Raw genomic sequence first — 25,952 nt, 5'->3', positions numbered from 1 at the left:
AAACAGTGTGAGCCTTAGGGCCCACACTGTTTTTTTATATGTGACAAATTTAATTGCACAATCCATAAGTTCACGTTTTGTAAATAATTAAAGTGACGGCAATCACATTTGTTAATATTTCTATTTGCCTATACTTATAACTGTAAGATTTATCACATAGAAAGAAGGTACCCCTATGCTTGATGCAAAAACCATTGAAATCATCAAATCGACGGTTCCTGTACTAGAGGTTCATGGGCAAACAATTACTAAAAAATTTTATGAAACGATGTTTAAAAACCATCCTGAATTACTCAATGTATTTAACCACGCTAATCAGCGTCAAGGCAAACAGTCTACAGCTCTAGCCAACGCTGTCTACGCTGCTGCCGCACATATCGATCGTCTGGAAGAAATCCTGCCTGTTGTCAAAGGAATTGCCCAAAAGCACCGGGCGCTGGGCATTTTGCCGGAGCAATATCCGATCGTTGGCGAGAATCTGCTCGCCGCTATTAAAATGGTACTCGGTGACGCTGCAACCGATGAGATCATCGAGGCCTGGGGCAAAGCCTATGGTGTCATCGCCGATGTATTCATCAGCGTCGAAGCTGGGATGTACCAGGAGGCTGAGCAGCAGCCTGGCGGCTGGCGCGGATTCCGCCGTTTTATTGTTGAGCGCAAGGTTAAAGAGAGCAATGTCATCACCTCTTTTTACTTAAAACCAGAAGACGGCAATGAGATCGCCAGTTATCTGCCTGGACAATACATCACAGTACGTGTTAAACCAGAAGGACAATCCTTCACCCATCTTCGCCACTACAGTCTGTCCACTTCGCCAGGTCATGCTTATTACCGCATCTCCGTGAAACGCGAGGAGGCCATGGCCGATAGACCAGCCGGAATCGTATCCACATATTTGCATGACGATGTTCATGAAGGAGACTTTCTGGAGCTTAGCTCGCCGGCCGGGGAATTCATACTTGATCAATCCGGGGAGCTTCCGGTTGTACTGATCAGTGGCGGTGTAGGCCTAACTCCGATGGTTAGTATGCTTGAGACACTGCTGGAGCAACAGCCTTCACGCGAGGTCGTGTATATCCACGCAGCCCGCAACGGAAGCCAGCATGCTATGAAAGAGCATATTAGCCAGTTGACTCAAGATCATCCGGCCTTACGTTCTTATCTTGTCTATGAAGCTCCAGCCGCTGGTGAAAGCTGTGACAAAACCGGCTTCATCGATCTTCCTTGGCTGCAGAGTGTGACTGATTCCAATGCCGATTTCTATTTCTGTGGACCTACACCGTTCATGCAGGCCGTTAACCGTGCTCTTAAGGAATGGGGAGTTCCTGAGAACCGGATCCATTTCGAGTTCTTCGGACCTGCGGATAGTCTGGATTAATTGCCTATAACGATTCTATATATAACCCCCGCGGCTTCAGCGTGCTTCGTATCGCCAGATTCGTGGGGGCTTATTTCAGATTTGAGATTAACCTTATTTGTTCATTTCCCTCAGCAAGCGATTCACCGTCTCGCGCCTGATCCCGATCAATTGACCAATCTCCTCTTGCGTCAAATAATCCGTTAACGGGACGCCATTCGCATGCTGACTTAGCCATTTATTCAGTAGTTCCAACCTCTCAGCAGGCGTTCCTACCGTCAAATGATCCAACCGTTCCTGCATAAATCTGATCTTCTCCTGCAGCAGCTTGGCGATCTCAAGCGCCTTATGCGGATCCTCTTCGAGCTCCCGGTACCATTTCTCAGCAGGAATAGCCTCAACTTCACTTCGTACTAGCGCCATTGCCGTTCCATGCGTCTCCTTCGGTGAGATCAAGGAATGATGCGGAACCATCTCACCCGGGTAAAGAATATTAAATAACACCATATTTCCATTTTCATGTAGTCTGGTCACCTTGAACAACCCGCTCTTAATGTGATACAGGTTCACGCCTTCATCCCCTTGATGAAATAGCACCTCACCCTTATGTAAAATCATATTGATCTCTCCATTCCCGCAAAAACTATATTCCATATTATAGCAGAATTCCAAAGCCTATGCCCGTTCGAAATCTCCAAAAAAAAAGAAAACGACGCTGAAGCCCGAAGGCTCACGCCGTTTTCTGTTTCATGCCGTAAGAAACTTTGCGCGATGGCACTTCTTTACGACCATACTGTACAGTCCAGGTAATGATTTTACCGGCAATCAGTACCGCCATAATCGTGAACATCGTCTCTTTAAATGGCAAATAGAACAAGGATAATATCAATACGACCGCATCCATCAGGATGAACATCGTACCAATCTTGATGCCTGACCATCCACTTAACATCAATGCTAAAATATCGTCTCCGCCTGACGCACCGCCGGCACGTAGAACAAGCCCAGCGCCAAGTCCTGTCAACAGACCCGACAACAATGCCGCCAGCGGCAAATTGTTCATTAGATCTATGGACAACGGTGAGAATTGCTCGAACAGTTCATAGAATGCCGAGAACAGCACCGAGGCAAATAGTGTATTTGCAATAAATTTCCAGCCTTTGAAAAATACAGCCACAATCATTACGAGAGCGTCGAGCACAAGCATCGACAACGCCGGAGGCAGATTCAGTGAATATTTGCCTAACAGCGCCAGGCCAACAAAGCCACCCTCTGACAGACCATTCTGAAAATTAATATGATAATACGCAAACGCCAATAAAAAAGTACCAAACATCAAAACTAATAACTGCTTACCGTCATACTGCCATCTTGCTGCTTTCTTCCTCATAAAGAATCCCTCTTATCGCAGATTGGTTGACCTTACGCCAACACCCCGCGAAGAAGATCCTCGAGGACTTCATACTTCGCATCATCACTCGCTTCTTTCGTAAGGGTATTGTCGCAAACCGACGTTCCACGTAAGAAGCTAAGTGTAAGAGAGATCACAACGTTTCCAAATCGTCCTTTGGGGATTCGTCCTTAAGGGACACATGGTATCCTGATCCTTTCTGTTTTTGATTCTATATTATTATACCACAATTCGATTCATGACAAAAATGTCGTGCTTCTTCCGCTAAGCAGGAAATACCATCATTATTGCTCATATTAAACGCCGCATATCATGCGGATCTTATCATCCTTCAATTCTCAACGATATAATACTGAATTCACTAGCAGACAATCTAGCCTAATGTTTTGAGCAGACGATTAACCGTCTCGCGCCTCACTCCGATCAGTTGCCCAATCTCCTCCTGAGTCAGGTAATCGGTAAGATGCGTGCCTGGGACATGCTGGCTTAGCCAGTCCCCCAATAGCTCCAGCCGTTCGGCCGGAGTGCCGATCGATAGATGATCCAGCCGCTCCTGCATAAATCTTAGCTTCTCCTGCAGCTGCATGGCCACTTCCATCGCCTTGTCTGGATTATTCTTCATATCCTGGTACCATTGCTTTGCTGGAATAACCTCCACCTCACTTTGGACCAGCGCAATCGCTGTTCCCAGCACTTCCTTGGGCGAGACCAGAGAATGATGCGGAACGATCTCATCGGGATATAAAATATTAAACAATACCACATTTCCATTCTCATGCAGTCGTATTACCTTGAATAAGCCACTCTTAATGCGATACAAGTTCTCACATTCATCTCCCTGGTGAAATAATGCATCACCTTTATGCAAGATCATCAATTAATCTCCCCATTCAATCCAAAATGCTGTAACCCATATTATAGCATAATATGCGTTCGGCACCATGGGGCGGCCTTACCATACTTCATGTCCAATTCTTCTTAATCTCTGGTGTATCCCGCTGCGAACTCGGCGCTGACAATATCACGCCATAACACCCATTCCATTCCGGAGTCTGTCCGTAGACACACCCGCCTCCCGCGAGGATCCAGACGAGCGACGATTCCATTAAGATGATGATCCTCATATTCACCAAATAGACGAAGCGCTACCTCTCTTCCCTCATGCTGCGATTCCATTAAAATTCGTGAGAATCTCTCCAGCTCCTGTTCATCCAGTTGAACCCGCGTTCTCTTCTGCAAATGACGATTGCTGTTCAGGATCGCTTCCTTATGCTCCGGCAGCATCATTCGCGAGGATTCCCACAGCCCGTTCCCTTGCAATTTACCTGTCATCGATAATGCCCTCCAATCTTGCCGGCCCGGTCTCTGGCCTGGCCTGAAGCCGTTAGTGATACCGCTCTTAGGATAGCGGAATCTCCATACTTCCGCTTAATCTCATCCGTTGCTCTCTCGAGCGCCTGATACTTGGGCCGCTCGTCAAATAAGGTCAATTGATAGGCGTCATCCGATACTAATCCCGACAGGGTAACACCCACCTTGCGTACAGGAAGATCGTCCCAGTGCTTGCGGAACAGTGCCATCACTGCCTCGTAGACCTGGTTAGTCACATTCGTCGGATCAGACAGCTTCAATTGCCGTGAGAATCCGGTCGGGCGGTCGAAATCCGCTCCCCGGCAACTGATGCTGACCACACTGCCCATGAACCCTTTGTCCCGGCAGCGCCGACAGACGAGCTCGGTCAGCTCTAATAAAGGAATGGCAATCGTCTCAAAGGAATAGTAATCCCGTGGCAGTGTCATCTCGTGACCAATGGATTTGACGCCTTGATGGCTATTCGGGTTGACTGGTGAAGGATCGATGCCGTTGGCCAGACGCCACAGCACTTCCCCATTCACTCCGAAACGGGCTTTCAGCCGCTGCACCGGCGTGTTGGCTAAACGGCCGATTGTCGACAGGCCCATGTTCAGAAGGTGCCGTTCCATCCGCGAACCAACCATCAGCAATTTCCGAATCGGCAGCGGCCAGAGCACATCCTGAAGCTTCTCCTGAGGAAGAAGATAGATGCCATCCGCATTCTTCTTGGCAAAGTTGTCACAGGCCATCTTGCTGACCGCCTTGTTATAGCTGATCCCAAAACGGCAGCGCACCCCCGTCCTATTCAAGATCTCAGTCTGAATCATGCGCGCCAGAGTATCCGGGTCCCCGAATAAAGATAAGCTCCCGGTTACATCCAAATGTTGTTCATCAATACTGTAAGGCTCCACCAGGTCGGTAAATTGTCTCATAATCTCCGTAATCTGCATCGATACATGGATATATTTCTCCATTCTCGGTCTCATCACGACGAGCTCGGGGCACTTCGCCAGCGCCGTTCCCACATTCTCTGCGGTCGTCACCCCGTACCGTTTGGCGATCGGACAAGCCGCCAGCACAATGCCGGAACGACGTTCAGGATCGCCTGCCACGATCAACGGGCGATCTATATACTGCGGATGGTCTGCCTTCTCTACACTCGCGTAGAACGATTGGCAATCCCCCATCATAATGACGCGCTCCTTCTGCTTCATGAGCCATCCCCTTCTTTTGCACCATTGACTTCTGGGAAGCCGACTGAAGAGACGCTCAGATAACTGCGAATCCTCTGCAGGATTTCCGCTTTGACAAGCCCCCATAGCATAGAAAATTCATAATGGTATCCTCGGCATAAATAGCTTGCCTCGATGCCAAGCACCGTCCGGCGCTCCTTATAGATCTTCATTCCATGCTGCCGTAGCCCCTGTCTGGCCCGGGATAACTCCTCCATCGCTGCCTTTTGCAGCGAATCAATGAGTTCGCCATATATCTCCGGCAGCTTCAACTCTGCCCGGACTACCGCTGCGCGGTCCCGTTCCAGTACATCTAGAATTATCGGCAGCAGAACGGACTCTTTCACGAACCTCGCCTCTTCCGGCGTCTGCCAAGGAATTGGACTCATCGCAGCCCACTTCGCACACTGTAAATCATAAGTTCACCTTCTGCAAGAACGTTTGTTCCTATTATATTCATAATACGAACAAATATTCCCCTTGGCAACAGGTTATTACTGGTTATTCAGGCAAATGAAAAACCGGTCAAGCCCTTACGCTTAACCGGTTCTGTATGTTGAATTAACTATTAAAAATGGCAGTCCTATTTATTAATGGGCGGTCAATACAAGCGGACCGTCCTCAGTTAGTGCCAGCGTATGCTCGAATTGAGCGGAGAGCTTGCCGTCAGCCGTTCTGGCTGTCCATCCATCTTCGTCGATCGTAATCCGGAACGTACCTTGATTAATCATCGGCTCGATCGTAAATACCATGCCCTCTCTTAGACGCACACCTTTCCCAGCCACACCGATATGCTCGAAGTTCGGATCCTCATGCAGGCTGCGCCCAACTCCGTGCGCCAACAAATCGCGTACAACCGAGAAGCCGTTCGATTCGGCATGCTGTTGGATCGCCGATGTTACGTCGCCGAGACGATTTCCAGGCAGGGCCTTGCTTATCCCGATATCGAGGCACTCCTTCGTGACCTGTATCAAGCGTTCCGCCTCAAGGCTAATCTGACCAATAGCATAAGTCCAGCAAGAATCGCCAAACCAGCCGTCGTATTCAGCAACGATATCAAGCTTCAGCAGATCCCCTTCCTCTAGTGGCTTTTTGCCAGGGAAGCCATGCGCTACGACATCATTGACCGATGCACAGGTTTCTGCGGGGAAGCCGTTATATCCTTTTGTGAACTGCTTGGCGCCAAGCTTAATAATATGTCTGGCCACGAAATCATTGATCTCCTGAGTCGTAATCCCTGGCTTAATGATCTTCGAAACCTCGCGATGGCAATCAGCCACAATTTGGCCCGCCGTTTTCATTTCTTCAATCTCTCTTGCTGACTTCAAAATAATCATCTTTCTCTTCCACTCCTTCATTTTCGGACATCTGTATGCCCTTTAGCCTTCACAAGGCGGACTGTTCCATCCATGGATAGACGCGAAATCGAGATCTCACTTACTAGCCCAGCAACCGACGACCATCAGGCCAGTCCGGCACATAGAAAGCTGGAAATCCCCTCCGCTTCAATGGACAGCGTCCCTCGCCGAAGCGGCAGCATCGTGCAGCCGGTCATCGCCGATAACAGCATCCGTGTCTTGGTCTCTGCATCCAGGCCAGACATGCCTGGGGCAGCCCTTGATTCCCCTAGTTCAATTAGATGCGATAGAGGAATCACAATATGTTCCTGGTATGCCTTGATTAGAGGCAAAGCCTGTTCCTCGGGAAGCTGACGGTAATCCTCATTACCCAGCTGGAACACTAGATACGCGGCATGATCCTCCGCCCACGTCTTCAAGAGATCTGTAACAAGAGCATGCCAGAGTTTATGTTCTATTTCTTTGGTCCTAGCCACAGTCATGACTCCCGATATTTCCACGGTATAAGGAAGTTTGCCACCAGAGACCGTCTGCGATTCATGAATTAATCGATCGACAGTTGCCGCACTCCGCTCCAAAGCTTGCCACAACAAATCATGCAATAAGTCTATTTTATTCTTATAGTAATGATATACCGTTCCATAACCTAAGCCAGCCAAGCGGGCAACATCACGAATTTCCAACAGCATGCCCTTATCCAAATAAACATCAGCCGCCGCCTGAATGATTTCGGCAATTCGCCGATTTCGAATTTCTTCATTTTGCGCTTTTGTACGGGGAGTCATGTTGGCCTCCTTTTTTTGACCTACTATCATGTCAATTTAAAAATACAGCAATTGCTGCCAAAAAACAAGATCGATATGTAAAATTATAGGATCGGAATTTCCACTATGGAGCAAGCTACAACAAATACACTATAAAAAATAAGGCCAGCCTGTCGAACCAGGCTAACCTCATTTTTTATTTCATGCTGCCCTTACGGATCGCATCCGTCTGCCGGTTAATCCGTTTGCGCAGCAGATTTAATAACATTTTTTTCACAGCGCCTTTGACATTGTTATACTTGGCGAAAAATTCATCAGGATGGTCGAAATACCCTAAATCTTCGGTAATCGAGAAGCTCTGAATATAGGTGCTCTCACCACGCCAGCATAGATTAATGCCCGCTTTATCTTTAATGGCAATTCCGTAGCCGATATACCCTCCATTATAGCTGCAGAGTCTATCCTGCACCTGGTTGAGATAAGGATCATCGATAATGACACCCTCCAACGCTACCCATTTCCCTTCAAACCATACTTCAGTCCAAGCATGAACGATATTTGCAGGTGCGAAGGTATAGATGACACCGGTAAGCGCGCCCTTTTGCATTTTTTTATCGATATAAAAGCCATGAATCCGGCACGGAATCTTGACGCCCCGCAGCAGCGCCATCAATAGAATGCTCTTGGTATTGCATTGCCCATACCCGTCAGCAAGCACCTCCGAAGCGGGAATATCATCGCCACGGTTGTAGCCGAATTTGATCTGATTTCTTACATAATCATAGATTTGACGGATTTTTTCGTATTCAGTAAGCTCATTCCATCCCTTCTCCATTATGAGTTGCCTAATCGATGGATGAGTATAGTCTACTAAAGCTGTAGCTTGCAAGAATTCTTCCATGTTCATCCCTCCTTCTGCTTATTAGAGATGTTCAAAAAGTCCTTCTTTGATAAGAAAACCTCTAACGAGGCCATTCAAGGATGAGCGACCGCGATTCAAAGGTAGGTTTTCTTGCGATATAGAATTTCATCAGCTCTGCTGATAACTTATAAATTCTATATCTAACACAAAGTAACTGAGGGCTTATTCGACATCGAATCTTGAATTCACCCGGGCCTAAGCAGATGCTTACGAAGTATGTTTCCTTCGGAAGCATAAGCTTCGGTGCTGAAAGTCTGACTTTTTGAACACGCACTATTAGTATAAGGGAGCGAAAATCATTACACTTTCAAAAATCTGCTATTCTGCACGATGGAGCGAGCAGTCATACCCAACTTATCCCTAACCGTCTTGGAGAAATGGGAGGAACTGCTGAAGCCCGCCTCAACCGCAGCCTCTGTCATGGATACCCCACTGAAAATCGCCTGGAATGCTGCTCTTAATTTATGATGTACAATGTAGCTTGCTAGTGATATACCTACCTTTTGTTTGAAAATATGAGATAATCGGCTCTCGGAAATATACATATGCTGGCTGAGCGCTCTAACCGTCAGATCATGGGACGGAAACATCTCGATGGCGAGCAATACGTCACCAATGCGTTCATTCGGGTCAGACTCAAACTCATGATCCTGTTCCTGCAGCCGTAAAATTTGCATAAACCTCCTCATACTCTGGTTGTAATCATCCTGGCTAGTTATCGAATACAATTGCTTGGCAGCAAGCTGCCGCAGTGGGTCAACCTGATCTTGTCCCAATACACAGACATTTGAATCCTGCAAATACGCCAGTCTCACTAACTCTCCCAAGGTTGATTCGGGATTGATCAGCATGTACCATTGCCACTGTTGATGCCCCTGCAATTGATGAATCACACTGGATTGAAGAAAGAGTCCCGAAGCTTGCATCGGCTGTCCTTCCACCGTAATAGATACTGGCTGTTCAAGTCCTACTGTAAATTGTATGTAATGATGGCTGTGATCATCGGCATCTACCTTATTCGTAAGAAAAGAGATATGATCCCGACTAAAATACAATATGAGCTCATAGGGGAAACCAAACATATGCAATTCCAGCTTCTCCTTCCCGTCCATTGCGGTAGAGTGATATGTAAACATTCATTGGTTCGAATTATACCGATCGGCATCTATGAAGTAAAGAAGGAACCTGCGTACCTCATAACAAAAAAAGTGAAGGCCCTTGATACAAGAACCCTCACTTCTTGGTTTTACCGCTATCGGAACATTCCCCACAGCTTAATCAGGTGAAATGTATTGCGTGGATCGATTTTCTGGGCAACTACAAATGAGACAATCTGCTCTTCCTGTACGCTCGTCAACCGCTCATTCAGAATCCCTGCTGCTGACTTGACAAGCCGGCGTACCTTCACACGATCCTGCAAATCGGATTTTGTTAAACCGTCCACCAAATTCTTGATTCGATCCTTCGTGGCCGGATTCTTCATTTTAAGCTTTATCCGCTCTACTAATTGCGGACTAATGCCAAACTGTTGGTAACTCAAACGCTCATTGCACCTCCCTCATAACACCTACTTTCTAGATATATGACGGAAGTCTGTACATAGTGTCTTAAAAATGAAATTAGGCGCGCGAGTATTGGGTTTTCCAAAAGCGCTAGCCCCCTGAGCAGTAAGGGAAATACAAGTTGGAAAGCAGCTGCAATGCTTAGTAAATGGGGACCATTCTCCTTGCAAGGCGCCACGGCTAAGCTCAGAGGAGAAGAACCAATTACTCTATAGAAAATGTCCCAAAAACGCTCAGTAGAGAGACCAACACATTTATGCAGTTTTGTAGGAGCGGGCGGTAGCTTATAGCCATCAGTCGATCACTTCACCCTGCAGCACCTGTTCCCGCTGCAGATAGCCGCGCAGCGGCTCGAACTCGGGCGACGTCCAGAATGACGCGTCCGCCACCAGCCGGGCGGCGTCATCGCGCGCCGCCTCGAGCACCGCGAAATCGCTGACCATGTCCGCGATTCGGAATTCCGGCACGCCGCTCTGCTTCGTGCCGAAGAAATCCCCGGGACCACGTAGCTCCAGGTCCCGGCGCGCCACTTCGAAGCCGTCGTCCGTATCGGTCAGGACCTTCATTCGCTCCTGACCTACCTCCGTCTTCGGATCGGCGATGAGCACGCAGTAAGACGCGTGCTCCCCCCGCCCTACACGGCCGCGCAGCTGATGCAGCTGCGACAGGCCGAAGCGGTCGGCGTCCATGATGATCATCAGCGTAGCATTCGGCACATCCACGCCGACCTCTACAACCGTTGTTGACACGAGTAGTTGCACCTCGTTCGCATAGAACGCCCGCATGACCTCATCCTTCTCGCCTGGGGTCATTCTCCCATGCAGCAGTCCGACACGGAAATCCGGGAACGCCTGCTGCATCGATACATACAGATCAATCGCATTCTGAACGTCCAGCTTCTCCGATTCCTCAATCAGCGGAGTGATCAAGTAAGCTTGTCTACCCTGCGAAACTTCACGGGAAATAAAGCCGAGCACGCGATCCATCATATCATGCTTCACCCAATAGGTTGAAATCGGCTTCCGGCCCTTCGGCCGCTCTGACAGCGTAGAGACATCCATATCTCCGAAAGCAGTAATCGCCAGCGTCCGCGGTATCGGAGTAGCGGTCATCGTCAGTACATCGGGGTTGAATCCCTTCCGCCGTAATACACTGCGCTGATTCACCCCGAAGCGATGTTGCTCATCTGTAACAACCAAGCTCAGCGAACGGAAAAATACATCCTCCTGAATCAAAGCATGGGTACCGATAATGACGTCCGTCAGCCCCATCTGCAAGGAAGCGAGCAAGTCCTTGCGCTTGCGGCCCGTAACACTTCCTGTAAGCAATCCTACAGAGATGCCAAAGGGCTCGAACATCTTCGCAAGCGAACGGGCATGCTGCTCCGCCAAAATTTCTGTCGGCACCATAAAAGCTCCCTGATGTCCCGACTTCACCGCGGCAAACAGCGCAATCGCAGCAAGGACTGTCTTCCCAGAACCGACATCGCCTTGCAGCAGGCGATTCATACAATAAGGGGAGCGCATGTCCCGCAGGATCTCCAGCTCCACCTGCTTCTGTGCATCCGTCAGCTCAAACGGAAGGCTGCGCACGAATTCCCGAATGACCGAGTTCTCGACGATATGAGCCACACCATCCATCCGCTCATGGTTAATCGCACGATAGGCCTGCAGCTTAAGCTGGAATAAGAAGAGCTCCTCATAGACCATACGGCGACGGGCCTGCTGTCCCTCAGTCTGATCCTGCGGCAGATGGATCCGCTGAATCGCCCGTTTTCTCGACATGAGATCATATTGCTTCAGCAGCCCCTCAGGCAAAATTTCAGGGATCAGCTCCCCATACTGCTGCATCGCCTGTTGAATCGTCTTGCGCATCCAGCTCTGCGTAATTTTCCCACCAATCGAATACACCGGCTGGACGGTGCCGCTTCGCTGCACGCCCTTGTCCGGGAACTCCGAATCGGATACTGTAAGTTGATTACGCTTCAGATCCCATTTCCCGGTTAATATGATCTCTCTTCCCGCAACCAATTGATCGCGAAGGAAGTGGCGATTGAACCATGTCGACGTGAACATCCAATCCTCGGCCACCATTTTACAGGTCATTCTTGATTTACGCCCATAACGCTGCAGGACTGGAACTCCTATAATTTTCGCCTGAACTGTAATTTTGTCGCCGTCCTTAACCTCTGTCAAAGATTTAAGCCGATAATCTTCGTAACGGAACGGATAATATTCAATTAGATCATTTACCGTAAAGATGCCAAAGGCGTGAAGCTCTCCTGCTTTGAGAGCACTCACGCCGCTGACTTGCCTTACGGGGATTTCATGCAAATTCATTGTACAAATCCCTCGCTTTAATACACGCCCCAAAAGTCGGACTTTTGGGACAACCTCTTTAGGCCGGCCACACGAAGATGGCTACCGTACCAGGACCCACATGAGTACCCACGACAGAACCGATGCTGTTACGGACGATCTCATGCAGGGTAAAATGCTCTGATAACAATTGAATAATCTCTTCCGCTCCTTCAGGATTCACACAATCACACACAGCGACGTTCAAATCCTTATGATTCGGAAAATCATTCCTGAATAGCTCAATAACACGGGATACCGCCTTCTTACGGCCCCTAATCTTATCTACCGAATAGATGATGCCTTCATGGTCTACAGAAAGAATCGGCTTAATATTCAGCAATGTGCCAAGAATGGCCGCCGCTTTGCCGATCCGACCACCTTTCTGCAAATATTCCAGTGTATCGACCAGAAAATAAAGCCTGCGCTCCTGTCCGAGACGCTCTAACTCCGTGCGAATCTGCTCGACGGAAGCCCCTTGCTTCGCCAATCTTGCCGCATGCACGACCAGCATCCCGAAGCCGTAGCTGGCGCAGAGCGAGTCAATCACCGTAATATTTACCGGCTCCGTCGAGTCTTCCTCAATCATCGACTTTGCCAGCTGAGCGGATTGATATGTGCCGCTCATCCCCGATGAAATATGTATCGAGACGATAGGAGAACCAGGGTACTGCTTCATCAGATTCTGATACACCTCGACGTATTGAGCAGGCGAGGTCTGCGAAGTCGTCGGCAGATCCTTAGACTTCGCCAGCCTGTCATAGAACTCTTCTACCGTGATGTCGATTCCTTCCAAGTAAGACTCATCCCCGAAGGCAAGCCGCATCGGTATAATATGAATACCGTATTCTGCAACCAGCGCTGCAGGAACATCACCTGTACTGTCTGCTACAATAACGATCTGACTCATAGGTATCTTCACCCTTTCATCATTCGTCCTTACTCAAGGACGATCAGGATTCAACCGAGAACAAGTAATAATAGATCGGTTGTCCGCCATCATGAGTCTCGACTTCGACATCAGGATAAGTTTCATTCAGCCAGCTCACCAACGACTCTGTAATTTCCTCTGTCGCCTCTTCTCCAATCAGGATCGTAACGATCTCATCTCCGCCAACCAGCATTTTGGCAAGTAAAGCTTGGCTTGTCTCTAGCAGTTGTTCTTCTGTCGCAACGATCTTGGAGTTCTCGATCCCGATATAGTGACCAGCCTTGATCTCCAGATCATCAAACATCGTATCACGGATCGCATAAGTAACTTGTCCTGTCTTGACATGAGATACGGCGTTCAACATAGAATCCGTATTCACCTCAGCGCTCTCCTCTTCCTGGAAGGCAAATGCAGCAGCGATTCCTTGCGGAATACTCTTGCTTGGAATGACTGTTACGCTGCGCTCATCTTCCAGCAAATCCCGAGCCTGCTGAGCAGCAAGAACAATATTCGAATTGTTCGGCAGCACGAATACATGCTGTGCAGAAATCGAATGAATTGCCTTAACGAAATCCTCTGTGCTTGGATTCATCGTCTGTCCACCGGATAGAACAACGTCAACACCAAGGCTCTTGAAAATATCCGAGATGCCTTGTCCAGACGCTACAGCAATAAATCCATAAGGCGCCAATTCGTCCGCAGGAACCTCAGCAGGATCCACAGAACGGACAGGTTCCGCCGGAATATCAGCGAACAGCTCTGGCATCGGAGTAGCATCAAGTCCGGTTGATAGTAGTTCGCGATGCTGTTCACGCATATTCAAAATATGAATCTGAGTAATTTCCCCATATTTCAAAGCGAGATTCAGAACCTCGCCAGGTGCTTTAGAGTGCACATGAACTTTGATAACTTCATCATCGGCAATGACGATAATAGAGTCACCATTTAATGACAGCGCTTCCCTGAATTGATCCTCATCAAAATTCGCATGCGGTACGCCGCCCAGGGTACGATTTATGAAAAATTCCATATCATAGAGAAATTCAATATCCTCTGTATCAAGCTTCGCTTGGGCAGTAGCATCATGATGCTCGGCCGGATGAACGACTGTAATTGCAGAGACCGATCCTGCCTTAGGTTGTGCAGGCATCGAATCGATAGGCTTCGCTGTGCCCGTCAATTGCTCCATAAAGCCTTCGTAAATATATACAAGACCCTGTCCGCCGGAATCAACAACTCCGACCTGCTTCAGTACAGGCAATTGCTCAGGCGTATTCGCAAGAGCTTCCTTAGCCTTCGCCAGCACGTCAGCCATCAAATCTACGATATCGGTCGTGCGTCTAGCCTGGTGAACGGCGTGCTTGGCCGCTTCCTTCGCTACCGTAAGAATCGTGCCTTCCACCGGCTTCACTACGGCCTTATAGGCTGTATCCACCCCGCTCTGCAAAGCGGCAGCAAATTGAATCGCATTCAGCTCTTCATAAGAGGATGAATAGCGGGCAAATCCGCGGAATAACTGGGATAAAATAACGCCGGAGTTCCCTCTGGCCCCCATCAGCAAACCCTTGGACAAAGTATTTGCCCGACTGCCAAGTCCGCCCGATCCGTTATTATTCAATTCGGCCACTCCAGCCGTCATCGTTAGATTCATATTCGTCCCGGTGTCTCCATCGGGAACCGGAAAGACATTTAGAGAGTTGACATGCTCGGCATGATCTCCCAATCGTTTCGCCCCGGCTAGCACCATGGCGGTAAAATCTGTTCCGTTAATAGAACGCTTACTCAATGAGAATTCCCCTTCCTAGCTTGATACACGAACGCCTTGGACTGCAACATTAACTTGAGCCACTTCGAGTCCAACGACTTCATTTAACACGTATTTTACTTTTCGCTGTATGTTGTAGGCAACCTCGGAAATTTTCGTACCATAACTAACTATGATATAAAGATGAATTGCCAATCGCTTATTATCGAGCTTCACTTCCACACCCCGGGCTAGATTCTCACGCCCCAGCAATTCAGCAATGCCGTCCTTGAATTGTTTCCGGCTTGCCATCCCTACGAGTCCATAACATTCCATGGCGGCCGACCCGGCGATCACAGCTACTGCTTCCTCCGAAATATCGATACGTCCATATTCGGTATCCAGTTGTATTGCCACGCCTTGCTCACTCCTCCCTTGAAATTATTATGGGCTAAACCATATTGTACTATAAGAATAAAGATAAATAAATAAACAAAGCGCGACAAGCGCACTATAGAAATAAAGTTTGTCGATCGGTTGACGGACGTTTTTTTACTGTGATATTATATGTAAGTATTGTTTTATGCGGTTTCCATACATTTATAGGTTAAAAGAAGGAAATCGACCGGCTTAAGCCGGCTTGAACAATAACTGTTAACTTCAATAATAAACTGTTATTTTCAAGACAGGTGTATCGGAACAGGAGGTGTAATGAATGTCTCGCAAATGCTATGTAACAGGCAAGAAACCAAGCAGCGGTAACCACGTATCCCACGCTAACAACCGTAATCGTCGTTCTTGGGGCGTTAACGTACAGAAAGTCCGGATCTTGGTAGACGGTAAGCCAAAACGCGTATACGTCAGCACTCGGGCTTTGAAATCCGGTAAACTGACTCGCGTATAATGGTGAGAATAAGAATATAGACAAAAAGCACCTTTTCTTAGTAGAGGTGCTTTTTTCGTATTCTCCTGCCACTTCAGCAACCGGAAAACAGTATCGCCACAAACCGCGTGATGGAAGGCGGGATTTGCGCCGCGCCGAATTCCATGATAGCGGCAGTTGTCGCTGCCTAGTTTTTGTGAAATGTATTCAACACCGCTTTGACGAAACCTCCCAAAAACTTAGGCAGCTTGAATGTATAAAATTTCATCGTTCACCCTCCCCATCATTCTCATGCCTTCATTCATAGTGTATGTTCCGCGCCCTCTTCCTGTGTATTTCCGCCGACAAAAAAAGGGCTGCATGAGAACCCGCTCATGTAACCCATTGTATGCGTCTGATCGAATCACTATGCCAATCAGACAAGGTGAAACCAGGCAAATATGAAGAGAATATAGCTACGACTACTCTTGCAAACTGCTGCGAATCTCCTGAATAGCAGCGCTGCGGTCGCTACGGCCAAACACCGCATTCCCTGCGACCAACACATCCGCACCGGCCTCGGCGACCAGCGGTGCTGTAGCAGCTGAGATTCCGCCATCAACCTCAATTCGGAGGTTCTTCAACCCCAGTTCCTCTCGCAGCTCTTTCAATTCCTTGATCTTGCGAAGAGTAGACGGAATGAAAGCCTGACCGCCAAAGCCTGGATTTACCGTCATGACGAGCACCAGATCCACATCCTCCAGCACTTCGCGAATCGAAGACACAGGAGTTGCCGGATTGATCGCCACACCCGCCTTGACGCCATGCTCCTTAATCATATGCAGGACGCGGTGCAAATGTACGCAAGCTTCCTGGTGAACTGTAATAAGATGAGCTCCTGCTTTTGCAAAATCTGGAATATATCGCTCAGGATTCTCGATCATCAGATGGACATCGAGCGGAAGCTTGGTCAGCGGGGCAATTGCTCCCATTACCAGCGCTCCAAATGTAATGTTGGGCACGAAATGGCCGTCCATGACATCGACGTGAAGCCAATCGGCTCCGCCGCGTTCTACCTCGACTACTTCTTGACCCAGCTTGGCAAAATCAGCCGACAATATAGACGGTGCAATATAGATGTCATTCATGAAGTCAATACCTCCGTTTTTTGTCTTTCATTTCCTCATAAAACTGCACATAGTGCTCATACCGTCCTGCTGCAATAGCCCCATCATCCACAGCCTCTCTCACCTTACAGCCTGGCTCATGCAGATGCGTACATCCGCGGAATTTGCAACCCTCTGAAAGCTCGCGGAACTCGCGGAAGCAGGTAGACAGCTCCTCAATGCCAAGCTCAAGGAAATCCAGCTGGCTAAAGCCTGGAGTGTCCGCAACATATCCGCCATTCTCAAGCTCGATCAGCTCTACATGTCGGGTCGTATGTCTCCCCCGGCCAAGCTTCGTGCTAATCTCACTCGTCTCCAGCGACAATCCGGGGAACATCGCATTCAGCAGCGTCGATTTGCCTACCCCGGACTGACCGGAAAGAACGCTAATCTCCCCGGCTAGACGCGACTTCACAGCTTCCGTTCCTTTGCCAGTCAGAGAACTGGTAATGAACACTTCATATCCAATCTGCTCATAGAGGCGAGCTGCCTGCTCCGTAATGCTGGCTATATCCTCGTTCTCCGCATCGAGCAAGTCCTCTTTGGTCAAGCAAATCAAGGCTTGCAGCCCCTCATGTTCGATATGTACCAGGAACTTGTCCAGAAGCTGCAAATTCAGATCAGGCTCTTTCAGTGAGAATAACAGTACCGCAAGCCTGGCATTAGCTATCGGCGGACGAATCAACTCCGTGATGCGTGGTAAAATCTCATCTACCATCCCTTCGCCGTTCTCTGTCGGACTATATATGACCCGATCTCCAACGAGAGGTGATATGCCTTTTTTCTTAAAAATGCCGCGGCCCCGGCACTGGATAATCTCATCCAACGCCGGGTCTGCAGGCTTCACATAGTAATAACCGCTTAGTGCCTTAACGATTAAGCCTTCTGGCATTCTTGCAGGCCTCGCTTTCATATCTGTCTGTACAACGATATAACGATTGAAGCTTATTCAAGCTCAACTTCAATGATGTCTAAACCCCTTCATCTTCCCATTCGTTAACCTTCCAGTTAACTTTGAGCTGGTGGCCATGCCTGTATCAGGAGGGTTCTGATCAGAGTTCCCGTTATCACCGTCACCATTATTGCCATTGGACTCATGATTTGATTCATCCGGCGTATTCGTTACAGGCAACGATGGCTGCGGTACAGTCCCCTGCTTGGCATCAATATACGAGATCTTGTAGGTATCCGTTAATGCCCCATCGCGGTTCACATAGACATATCCGTCCTTATTAGGTGCCAGAACGAGATCTACCGACATATATTGCGGTTTGCCGATTGTCTTCGTACCCCAGTCTTGATTCTCACCGCGAGCATCCCCGTAGATAATATGGATTTTGCTCTTTTGTCCGTCTTCAGCCGGAACAACAGGAACCACGAAGGTATACTCGATCGCATCAGACGGATAGCCGGAGCTGACGAAGATCGTTATCTCTGATCCCGGTGCTACATCTCCATCTGGCGCATATGGCCACTGCTCCATAACTTCACCTAATGGTTTATCATAGCTCGATTTCTGCTTAATTCCGTCTTTCGCCAGCTTCAGCCCCGCATCCTCAATCGCCTTTAGCGCTTCATCCTGGGTCTTCCCGACCAGATTTGGCATCTTGATATTTTCTCGGCCTTTGCTCACTTTCAGCACAATCTGAACGGTTTCCGGATCAAACTCCGCATTGGCATCCGGGTTTTGACCAAAGACCTTGCCTGCTTCTACATCGGGGTTATTTTCCTCGTTCTTGCTGATCCTTTCTTTCGATACCCCGATCTGTTCTAGCTGTGCAACAGCATCCTCATAGGTTGCACCACTTAGCATCGGCATTTTTGGAAGCTCCTTCGCGGTGCTTACTGTCAAATCAATCGACGAGCCTTCCTTCACCGCGGTTCCCTCTGGCTTGCTCTGTTCATAGACAATTCCTTCATCTACGCCCTCTTTATATACCCGAGCAATATCCCCAACCACAATACCTACCTTGGAGAACTCCTCAGTAGCTTGTTCAATGGACATATTTAGCACATTCGGCACCTTTACTTCTTCCACGGTGACGAGCTTGTTCACATACCAGGCAATACCAAGCATCGCAACGATCACAATCAGTGTAATGCTGACCCATAATTTAGTCTTGCTGCTTATCGGCTTCTTACCTGATTTCTGCTTCTGCCGTTCATCGGACCCCTGATCATCACGGGACAACTTAGAACCTCCACCAGATTGCCTGTTTTGCGGCTTAATAGCCGGGACAACACGAGTGCTGTCCTCATCCTCGTTATCGGCAAAGGTCAGCTTATTCTCCGTCCTGCGCTCTGGCAGCAGACAGGTCTCCAGATCGCGCAGCATTTCCTTGGCAGATTCATATCTCTCGCCAGGATTTTTGCGCATTGATTTCAATATAATATTCTCCACACTCTGCGGGATCATTGGATTCACCGAACGCGGCTCGTCAAAATGCTCCTGTAGATGCTTCAGCGCCACACTGATCGGACTCTCCCCAAGGAATGGAAGACGGCCCGTCAGCATCTGATAGAGTACAATTCCAAGGGAGTAAAGGTCTGATTTCTCGCCCGTTGTTACCCCTTTGGCATGTTCAGGTGAGAAATAATGCACAGACCCGACGACCGAGCCCGTCTGCGTAATCGTCGTTGAAGTTACGGCACGCGCGATTCCGAAGTCAGTCACCTTCACCCAGCCATTACGGCCGATTAATATGTTATGAGGTTTAATATCACGATGAATAATATGATTCATATGGGCATGATCCAGGGCATCGGCGATCTGCGATGCGATACGAACTGCCTCATCTACCTGCAATGGAGCACGCTCTTTGATTATCTCATTCAAGTTGCGGCCTTCAATATATTCCATAACAATGTAATGAACATCGCCCTCTTGTCCGACATCATAGACGCTAACGATATTCGGATGTGACAAGGATGCCGCTGATTGTGCCTCACGTCGGAAACGGCGGATAAATTCCTCATCGTTCACAAATTGCTGACGCAAAACCTTAATAGCCACATTACGATTTAATAGAATATCCTGAGCCCGATAGACGAGGGCCATTCCTCCCCCGCCAATTCGTTCAATAATTTGGTAACGACCACCTAACTCGTGACCGATCATAAATCCCACCCCTTTGCGCTTGACACGGACTCATCATGATACTCCAACAATGCGACGGTAATATTATCGTCGCCCCCTGCATCCAGGGCGAATTGAAGCAATTGATTAGCACGATGATCCAGAGGAAGCTCGCCGGCTCCAAGCGTATGAATCATTTGTTCCGGGGTTACATGATTGCTGAGACCGTCACTACAGAGCAGCAGTATATCTCCCTCATCTAACATCACCGAATACATGTCGGCAACCACCTCTTCATCGGTTCCGAGTGCCCGGGTCACGATATTTCGATGTGGATGCACGTTTGCTTCCTGCTCGCTAATCTGATTATTCTTAAGCAATTCATTAACGAGAGAATGATCTTCAGTGATTTGAGTCAGCACGTTATTTTGGAATTGATAGACTCTGCTGTCTCCAATATGGCCGATGATTCCCTCGCGTTCCTTAAGGAGGACGGCAACCACCGTGGTCCCCATATTGTAGTACTCTACATGCTCCTTCGCTTCATGATACACGATTTCATTAGCATGCAGAATCGCTCGTTGCAGTTCATTTCCGAACTGTTGCGATGACAAGTTTGCAGGCAAAGACTGCAAATCTTGCACAATCGTCTCGACGGTCAGACGGCTGGCTGTATCCCCAGCCTGATGTCCACCCATACCATCAGCCACGATCGCCAGCGTATACCCTTGTTCCAAGCCAGCAACCCAGGTGCTGTCTTCGTTCACAGAGCGAACCCTTCCTACATCACTTACATAAGCCGTTTTTATCAATCTTAATCACCTCGTACCAGACTGCATATGTTTGGCCCGCAGTTGTCCGCAAGCCGCTGCAATATCATGTCCTTGCTCCCGGCGAATCGTTACGTTAATGCCCTTGTCCGCCAATGTACGTTGGAACTGAAAAATATCGTTTCTTGAGGTTCTGACATATTTCCGCTCTGGAACATGGTTGACTGGAATCAGATTCACGTGACAGAGCATATCCTTGAGAACCTCTGCCAGTTCCTCTGCATGCTCCACCTGATCATTTACTCCGCCAATCAGCGCATATTCGAAGCTTACGCGGCGTCCGGTCTTGGCGATGTAATAACGCAGTGCCTCGATAACATCATCGAACGGGAAGCGGCGGTTGACAGGCATCAGCTTGGAGCGTAGCGCATCGTTCGGGGCATGAATCGAAATCGCCAGATTAATCTGGGTATCCTCATCAGCAAATTTATATATATTGGGAACGATACCGCTCGTTGATACAGTAATATGCCGTTGTCCAATGTTCAAGCCCTTCTCATGAATCATAATTCGCAAAAATTTCATCGTGGCATCATAATTTTCGAACGGTTCACCTGTGCCCATGATCACAATGCTGCTAACACGTTCGCCGCGTGTGTCAAGAATCTTCTGAGCCTGCACAACTTGGGCTACTATTTCCCCCGGATTGAGATTCCGCTTCAGTCCACCCAAGGTAGACGCACAGAATGTACAACCAACCTTGCATCCGACTTGGGTGGTAACGCAGACGCTATTCCCGTAGTTATGCTTCATGATAACCGTCTCGATCGCATGATCATCATGCAGCCCGAACAGGAACTTGACCGTACCGTCCTTGGATTCAAACTTCGTAATTTCATTCAAAGTTACGAACGAGAACTGTTCGTCCAATTTTTGCCGAAGCGTCTTGGATAAATTCGTCATCTCATCAAAAGAGTTTACGCGCTTTACATAAAGCCAGTCAAATATCTGCGCACCGCGGAAGGACGACTCCCCTTGCTGTACTGCCCATTCCTGAAGCTCTTCCAAACTCATATCGTATATAAAAGGTTTCATCTTCACACACCTATTCTTATAGTATCAAGTATATGACCATACTCATTCCACCTATTTTAGCATAAAATATAATAACACTAAAGTGGAAGCCCTTAACAGGGGCTTACGCAGCAAAAAGCACACCCTATTATCGCTTAAAGCAATAAATAGAAGTGTGCTTCACCGATTCCAGTATATAGTAATTCTAGGTATTTCGCAAAGATTAAGTATAGACACAGCTTAAATCGAGGTTTTCACAAGACGAGCGATATAAAATCCGTCAGAATGATAGTCCTGAGGTAGGATCTGCAATCCGTCCTTCTCTCTGGCGCTCGCTTCCTGCAAAGCTTGCCAGCCCCCTGGCATATCCTCGGCAAGTGAAAATTCCGGATGACGCTGTAAAAAAGCTTCTACCATGCCCGCATTTTCGCTTCGTTCAATCGTACAGGTACTGTAGACAAGAATTCCACCCGGCTTCAGCAGCCCACACACCGCATCTAATAGGGTACGTTGAATCGCGTTAATCTCCGTAATATCGCCTGGTGTCTTCGTCCATTTCAAATCTGGCTTCCGGCGAATTACGCCCAAGCCTGAACATGGAGCATCCAGCAAAATACGGTCGAATGACTCGGCCGTGAATCGCTCAGATAATTTGGCCGCATCGCTGGTCATCGTCTCAACCTGGTCAAGACCAAGCCGCTTTGCCTGATCGGCGATCAGCTGCGCCTTATGCGTATGGATGTCGTTCGCGATCACTTGACCGCGGCCTTCCATCCGTTCAGCGATATGGCATGTCTTGCCGCCGGGAGCGGCGCAGCAATCAAGCACCTTCATACCTGGCATCGCCTGAACAGCCGCGCCAACGAGCATGGAGCTCTCGTCCTGGATCGAGATAAGTCCACCCTTATACCATTCTGTAAGTGCCATGTTGCCGCCGCTTAATACCAAAATACCATCCGGTGATATAGGTGACGGAACGACCTCCAGCCCCTGCTCTTCCATAACAACTAACATCTCTTCCCGACTTGTCCGAGAACGATTCACACGAATGCTGACGGAAGGAGGTTCATTATTCGCGATGCAGATCGCTTCTGCGATAGCTTCTCCGTATTGCTCAATCCATCGTGAGACGAGCCATTCCGGATGGGAATAAGCAAGTGAGATCCGTGCCGCCGGAGAGAGATCACTAGGCAAGGACAACTCCGCCTTGCGACGAAGCACATTTCGCAGCACCCCGTTTACCATTCCGGAAATCCCTTGATGACCACGCCGTTTTGCGATATTTACTGCTTCGTTCACCGCCGCATGGGGTGGAATACGATCCAGATAATACAATTGATAGAAGCTTAGCCGCAATAAATTTCTGACCCAAGGCTGAAGCTTGGCCATCCCTTTGCTAACAAAGGACTCCAGAAAGTAATCAATCGTATTGAGGTGCGATATGGTGCCATATACAAGCTCTGTAGCAAGACCCGCATCTGGACCAGTAAGCCCGGATTTCTGCAGCGCTCCATTCAGCAGCAAGTTGCTGTAGGCCCCTTCTTGCTCTACAGCGGTCAACACATCCAGAGCAGTATCCCGCGCTGTAGGCTGCGCCTTTTTGCTTCTTTTTCCAGCATTTGAACCCATGCCAGCTCCAGATTGATTCCCCTGCCTTCTCTTGTTGCTGCCAGCCTGGCCGGAATGGCCTTTCATATCGCTCATGACAATACCGCGCCTTTCTTCATGACACCGCCGCGAATAAATTCAGCGGCCTCCATGGCTTTCTTCCCAGCGGGCTGAACACGGGTCAGCCAAACCGATCCATCGCCGGTCTTCACTTCGATCCCCTGCTCGGACAGCCCGAGTACTGTCCCGGGAACTACCCCGGTAGCCGACGCAGATCCTGTCATGGTCGGCTTAGCTACCGACCATATCTTGAAAACTTCGTCGTTCCACAGCGTAAATGCGCCCGAGAATGGCACCAAGCCTCTAACCCGATTGAAAATATCACGGGATGAAGCCGTCCAATCAATCCGCTCATCCTCACGCGACAAGTTAGAAGCATACGAAGCTTCCTCGTTGTTCTGCGGAATCCGCTTGGCAGTTCCGTTCAAGATAAGCGGCAGCTGCTCCATCAGCAGCTTCGCCCCGGCAAGGCTTAATTTCTCAAACATCGTGCCCGAATTATCTTCATCCTCGATCGGAACAACAACCTTCTCGATCATATCCCCAGTATCCAAGCCCTCTGCCATATACATCAGCGTAACGCCGGTCTCCTTCTCACCGTTGATGATCGAGCGTTGGATCGGCGCACCCCCGCGGTAAGCGGGCAAGAGGGACCCATGCACATTCAAGCAACCATACTGAGGCAAGTCCAACACGGCCTTAGGCAGAATCTGTCCGTAAGCGGCCGTAACGATCAGATCAGGACGTAGCGCAGCCAGTTCTCCTACGGCTTCCGGCGCGCGCATTCTATGTGGCTGAAGCACTGGAAGACCATGCCGCAATGCTGCTTCTTTTACCGGAGTCGGAGTCAGGACCTTCTTCCTACCTTGCGGACGATCTGGCTGAGTCACGACACCAACAACGTTATAGCCTTCTGCAATCAGAGCCTCCAGAGACGGAACCGCAAAAGCAGGCGTCCCCATAAATACGATATTCATCGTTATTCCTCACACCTTTTCTTCACCCTCAGGGGTAATTTCATATACTCTTTCCGCTACATCTGTATAGAGAACACCGTTCAAATGGTCAATTTCATGCTGAAAAGCTCTCGCGAGCAAATCCGACCCTGTATATGTAACCTCTTTGCCGTTACGGTCGAGGCCTTTAACCGTGACCGTCTGTGCCCGGCGCACATCACCACGCAATCCCTGGATACTCAAGCAGCCCTCGGGACCGAATTGTTCTCCCTCTTTGCTGACGATCTCGGGGTTAATCAGCTCAATTAGTCCATGCTCATCGCCAACATCTACGACAATGGCCCGCTTCAGAATACCAACCTGCGGTGCCGCAAGCCCAACGCCCTCAGCATCATACATCGTCTCCGCCATATCGGTCAGCAATTTCTGTACGTTTGGAGTAATCTTCTTAACCTCTTTAGCGACCTGATGCAACACTTCATCCGGTTCTTGGACAATAATCCGCAATGCCATATCAACACACCATCCTTCTTTATGTAGTTCAAAAATTCCACTTTTGATCACGAAGTTAATCCAAGAAGCATATCCGACATCGAATCTTGAATTCAGCCGGGATTTCCGGTGCTCTCGTACAAACTTCGTACGCTCCGCTCCTCAATCCCTAGCTTCATCCAACCTTCTCGGTGCTGAAAACTGGAATTTTTGAACACTAATTTAACGGGTAGTTCAAAAATTCCACTTTTGATAAGAAAACTGATCGAAGCCATTCAGGGGATGAGCGACCGCGACTCAAAGGTAGGTTTTCTTGCGATATAGAATTTCATCAGCATTGCTGATAACGTATAAATTCTATATCTAACACGAAGTGAATCAAAGTAGCTTATTCGGCATCGAATCTTGAATTCAGCCGGGCCTGAGCAGATGCTTACGAAGTCATGTTTCCTCTGGAAACATCTCAGGTGCTCTCGTACAAACTTTGTACGCTCCGCTCCTCATTCCCTGGCTTTATTCATTAACCGAATACTTAATTGCAAAAAATACAACTAAATGGATGGCTATGGGCGTTAACTCAAGTTTTAATTGTATAACGTACACTTAAAATGGCCGTTTACACGAAATTTGTGAGCTATCGCTATTTTAAGTGTACAAATTACACTTACTAAAACCATAGCCCTTTTGATTGTTAATTTAAGTGTATGTTATGCACTTATTCTTGTAGCTGTATACTATATTTTCTAATACAGAATAGTAAAAACGGAAATAAGTGTTTATTTACAACTATTCCGGTCTTTTACGGGCTTCATACAGCAAATAACTGCGGCTACGGTTCGGCCCCTTAAATCTGGAGTCTGACCCGAGTAAAATACTGTATTCGCAGTCTAACGCTAT

26 protein-coding genes are annotated in these 25,952 nt (G+C 48.4%); 2 read left to right on the top strand and 24 right to left on the bottom strand.

The annotated features are described in order from the left end of the window. The first annotated feature begins 175 nt into the window (after positions 1-175). On the top strand, positions 176-1,378 hold the full coding sequence (gene hmpA / locus ABD014_RS17945; RefSeq protein ID WP_343863296.1) for an NO-inducible flavohemoprotein: 1,203 nt from the start codon (positions 176-178) through the stop codon (positions 1,376-1,378). A gap of 93 nt (positions 1,379-1,471) precedes the next feature. Here hmpA and ABD014_RS17940 read toward each other — a convergent pair whose 3' ends face one another. From ABD014_RS17940 to ABD014_RS17870, 15 genes are all read right to left on the bottom strand, one after another. Then, on the bottom strand, positions 1,472-1,975 hold the full coding sequence (locus tag ABD014_RS17940) for a Crp/Fnr family transcriptional regulator (RefSeq protein ID WP_343863294.1): 504 nt from the start codon (positions 1,973-1,975) through the stop codon (positions 1,472-1,474). Positions 1,976-2,087: 112 nt separating this feature from the next. Further along, entirely contained in the window at positions 2,088-2,747 is a 660-nt protein-coding gene (locus ABD014_RS17935; RefSeq protein ID WP_343863292.1) for a YitT family protein, read from the bottom strand. Between the two features lie 394 nt (positions 2,748-3,141). Further along, a complete protein-coding gene (locus ABD014_RS17930; protein ID WP_126997564.1) occupies positions 3,142-3,642 on the bottom strand; it encodes a Crp/Fnr family transcriptional regulator in 501 nt (166 codons plus the stop codon). 104 nt (positions 3,643-3,746) lie between these two features. Beyond that, a complete protein-coding gene (locus ABD014_RS17925; RefSeq protein WP_343863287.1) occupies positions 3,747-4,100 on the bottom strand; it encodes a YolD-like family protein in 354 nt (117 codons plus the stop codon). Further along, complete coding sequence (locus tag ABD014_RS17920; protein ID WP_343863285.1) at positions 4,097-5,335, bottom strand: DNA polymerase IV; 1,239 nt, start codon at positions 5,333-5,335, stop codon at positions 4,097-4,099. Before ABD014_RS17920 ends, ABD014_RS17925 begins: the two co-directional genes overlap by 4 nt. Then, entirely contained in the window at positions 5,332-5,742 is a 411-nt protein-coding gene (locus ABD014_RS17915; protein WP_343863283.1) for a YhjD family protein, read from the bottom strand. The genes ABD014_RS17920 and ABD014_RS17915 overlap by 4 nt, the downstream gene beginning before the upstream one ends. Positions 5,743-5,943: 201 nt before the next feature. After that, complete coding sequence (gene map, locus ABD014_RS17910; RefSeq protein WP_343863281.1) at positions 5,944-6,690, bottom strand: type I methionyl aminopeptidase; 747 nt, start codon at positions 6,688-6,690, stop codon at positions 5,944-5,946. 125 nt (positions 6,691-6,815) lie between these two features. Next, positions 6,816-7,496 (bottom strand): TetR/AcrR family transcriptional regulator, encoded by a 681-nt coding sequence (locus ABD014_RS17905; protein ID WP_343863279.1) that lies wholly within the window; start codon positions 7,494-7,496, stop codon positions 6,816-6,818. 175 nt (positions 7,497-7,671) lie between these two features. Continuing rightward, positions 7,672-8,376 (bottom strand): transglutaminase-like domain-containing protein, encoded by a 705-nt coding sequence (locus tag ABD014_RS17900; RefSeq protein WP_343863277.1) that lies wholly within the window; start codon positions 8,374-8,376, stop codon positions 7,672-7,674. Positions 8,377-8,696: 320 nt separating this feature from the next. Continuing rightward, the gene (locus tag ABD014_RS17895; protein ID WP_343863738.1) at positions 8,697-9,479 is read right to left on the bottom strand and encodes a helix-turn-helix domain-containing protein; all 783 of its coding nucleotides are present in this window, start codon (positions 9,477-9,479) and stop codon (positions 8,697-8,699) included. 170 nt (positions 9,480-9,649) lie between these two features. Further along, on the bottom strand, positions 9,650-9,937 hold the full coding sequence (locus tag ABD014_RS17890) for a stage VI sporulation protein F (RefSeq protein ID WP_068781899.1): 288 nt from the start codon (positions 9,935-9,937) through the stop codon (positions 9,650-9,652). A gap of 315 nt (positions 9,938-10,252) precedes the next feature. Continuing rightward, the gene (recG, locus tag ABD014_RS17885) at positions 10,253-12,298 is read right to left on the bottom strand and encodes an ATP-dependent DNA helicase RecG (protein WP_343863274.1); all 2,046 of its coding nucleotides are present in this window, start codon (positions 12,296-12,298) and stop codon (positions 10,253-10,255) included. 58 nt (positions 12,299-12,356) lie between these two features. After that, on the bottom strand, positions 12,357-13,226 hold the full coding sequence (locus tag ABD014_RS17880) for a DegV family protein (RefSeq protein ID WP_343863272.1): 870 nt from the start codon (positions 13,224-13,226) through the stop codon (positions 12,357-12,359). A 43-nt stretch (positions 13,227-13,269) separates the two neighbouring features. After that, complete coding sequence (locus tag ABD014_RS17875) at positions 13,270-15,033, bottom strand: DAK2 domain-containing protein (RefSeq protein WP_343863270.1); 1,764 nt, start codon at positions 15,031-15,033, stop codon at positions 13,270-13,272. Positions 15,034-15,048: 15 nt separating this feature from the next. Continuing rightward, positions 15,049-15,408, bottom strand: coding sequence for an Asp23/Gls24 family envelope stress response protein (locus ABD014_RS17870; RefSeq protein WP_343863268.1), 360 nt, complete (start codon positions 15,406-15,408; stop codon positions 15,049-15,051). A gap of 298 nt (positions 15,409-15,706) precedes the next feature. Here ABD014_RS17870 and rpmB point away from each other — a divergent pair, with 298 nt between their 5' ends. Further along, entirely contained in the window at positions 15,707-15,895 is a 189-nt protein-coding gene (gene rpmB / locus ABD014_RS17865; protein ID WP_068781907.1) for a 50S ribosomal protein L28, read from the top strand. 166 nt (positions 15,896-16,061) lie between these two features. Here the strand turns inward: rpmB and spoVM are convergent, their stop codons facing one another. The 9 genes from spoVM to def all read right to left on the bottom strand — a co-directional run bounded on the left by spoVM (position 16,062) and on the right by def (position 25,076). After that, on the bottom strand, positions 16,062-16,142 hold the full coding sequence (gene spoVM, locus ABD014_RS17860; RefSeq protein WP_036621610.1) for a stage V sporulation protein SpoVM: 81 nt from the start codon (positions 16,140-16,142) through the stop codon (positions 16,062-16,064). Positions 16,143-16,335: 193 nt separating this feature from the next. Next, positions 16,336-17,001 carry a ribulose-phosphate 3-epimerase gene (gene rpe, locus ABD014_RS17855; RefSeq protein ID WP_343863264.1) on the bottom strand — a complete coding sequence of 222 codons (666 nt, stop codon included), beginning with the start codon at positions 16,999-17,001 and terminating at the stop codon, positions 16,336-16,338. Positions 17,002-17,005: 4 nt separating this feature from the next. Continuing rightward, entirely contained in the window at positions 17,006-17,911 is a 906-nt protein-coding gene (gene rsgA, locus ABD014_RS17850; RefSeq protein WP_343863262.1) for a ribosome small subunit-dependent GTPase A, read from the bottom strand. 69 nt (positions 17,912-17,980) lie between these two features. Continuing rightward, positions 17,981-20,137 carry a Stk1 family PASTA domain-containing Ser/Thr kinase gene (gene pknB, locus ABD014_RS17845; RefSeq protein ID WP_343863260.1) on the bottom strand — a complete coding sequence of 719 codons (2,157 nt, stop codon included), beginning with the start codon at positions 20,135-20,137 and terminating at the stop codon, positions 17,981-17,983. After that, positions 20,134-20,907: a Stp1/IreP family PP2C-type Ser/Thr phosphatase gene (locus tag ABD014_RS17840; protein ID WP_343863258.1), complete on the bottom strand. Its 774-nt coding sequence runs from the start codon at positions 20,905-20,907 to the stop codon at positions 20,134-20,136. Before ABD014_RS17840 ends, pknB begins: the two co-directional genes overlap by 4 nt. A 6-nt stretch (positions 20,908-20,913) precedes the next feature. Further along, positions 20,914-21,960, bottom strand: coding sequence for a dual-specificity RNA methyltransferase RlmN (rlmN, locus tag ABD014_RS17835; RefSeq protein ID WP_343863256.1), 1,047 nt, complete (start codon positions 21,958-21,960; stop codon positions 20,914-20,916). A 219-nt stretch (positions 21,961-22,179) separates the two neighbouring features. Further along, positions 22,180-23,643: a 16S rRNA (cytosine(967)-C(5))-methyltransferase RsmB gene (gene rsmB / locus ABD014_RS17830; RefSeq protein WP_379340866.1), complete on the bottom strand. Its 1,464-nt coding sequence runs from the start codon at positions 23,641-23,643 to the stop codon at positions 22,180-22,182. Further along, complete coding sequence (gene fmt / locus ABD014_RS17825) at positions 23,640-24,584, bottom strand: methionyl-tRNA formyltransferase (RefSeq protein WP_343863254.1); 945 nt, start codon at positions 24,582-24,584, stop codon at positions 23,640-23,642. Before fmt ends, rsmB begins: the two co-directional genes overlap by 4 nt. Positions 24,585-24,593: 9 nt before the next feature. Beyond that, the gene (gene def, locus ABD014_RS17820; RefSeq protein ID WP_126997483.1) at positions 24,594-25,076 is read right to left on the bottom strand and encodes a peptide deformylase; all 483 of its coding nucleotides are present in this window, start codon (positions 25,074-25,076) and stop codon (positions 24,594-24,596) included. Positions 25,077-25,952: the final 876 nt, after the last annotated feature.

This window comes from Paenibacillus motobuensis (assembly GCF_039521865.1).
In the GTDB taxonomy this organism is placed as follows: domain Bacteria; phylum Bacillota; class Bacilli; order Paenibacillales; family Paenibacillaceae; genus Fontibacillus; species Fontibacillus motobuensis.
The sequence above is the reverse complement of the archived record's forward strand: the minus strand, read 5'-3'. Positions and strand labels throughout refer to the sequence as shown.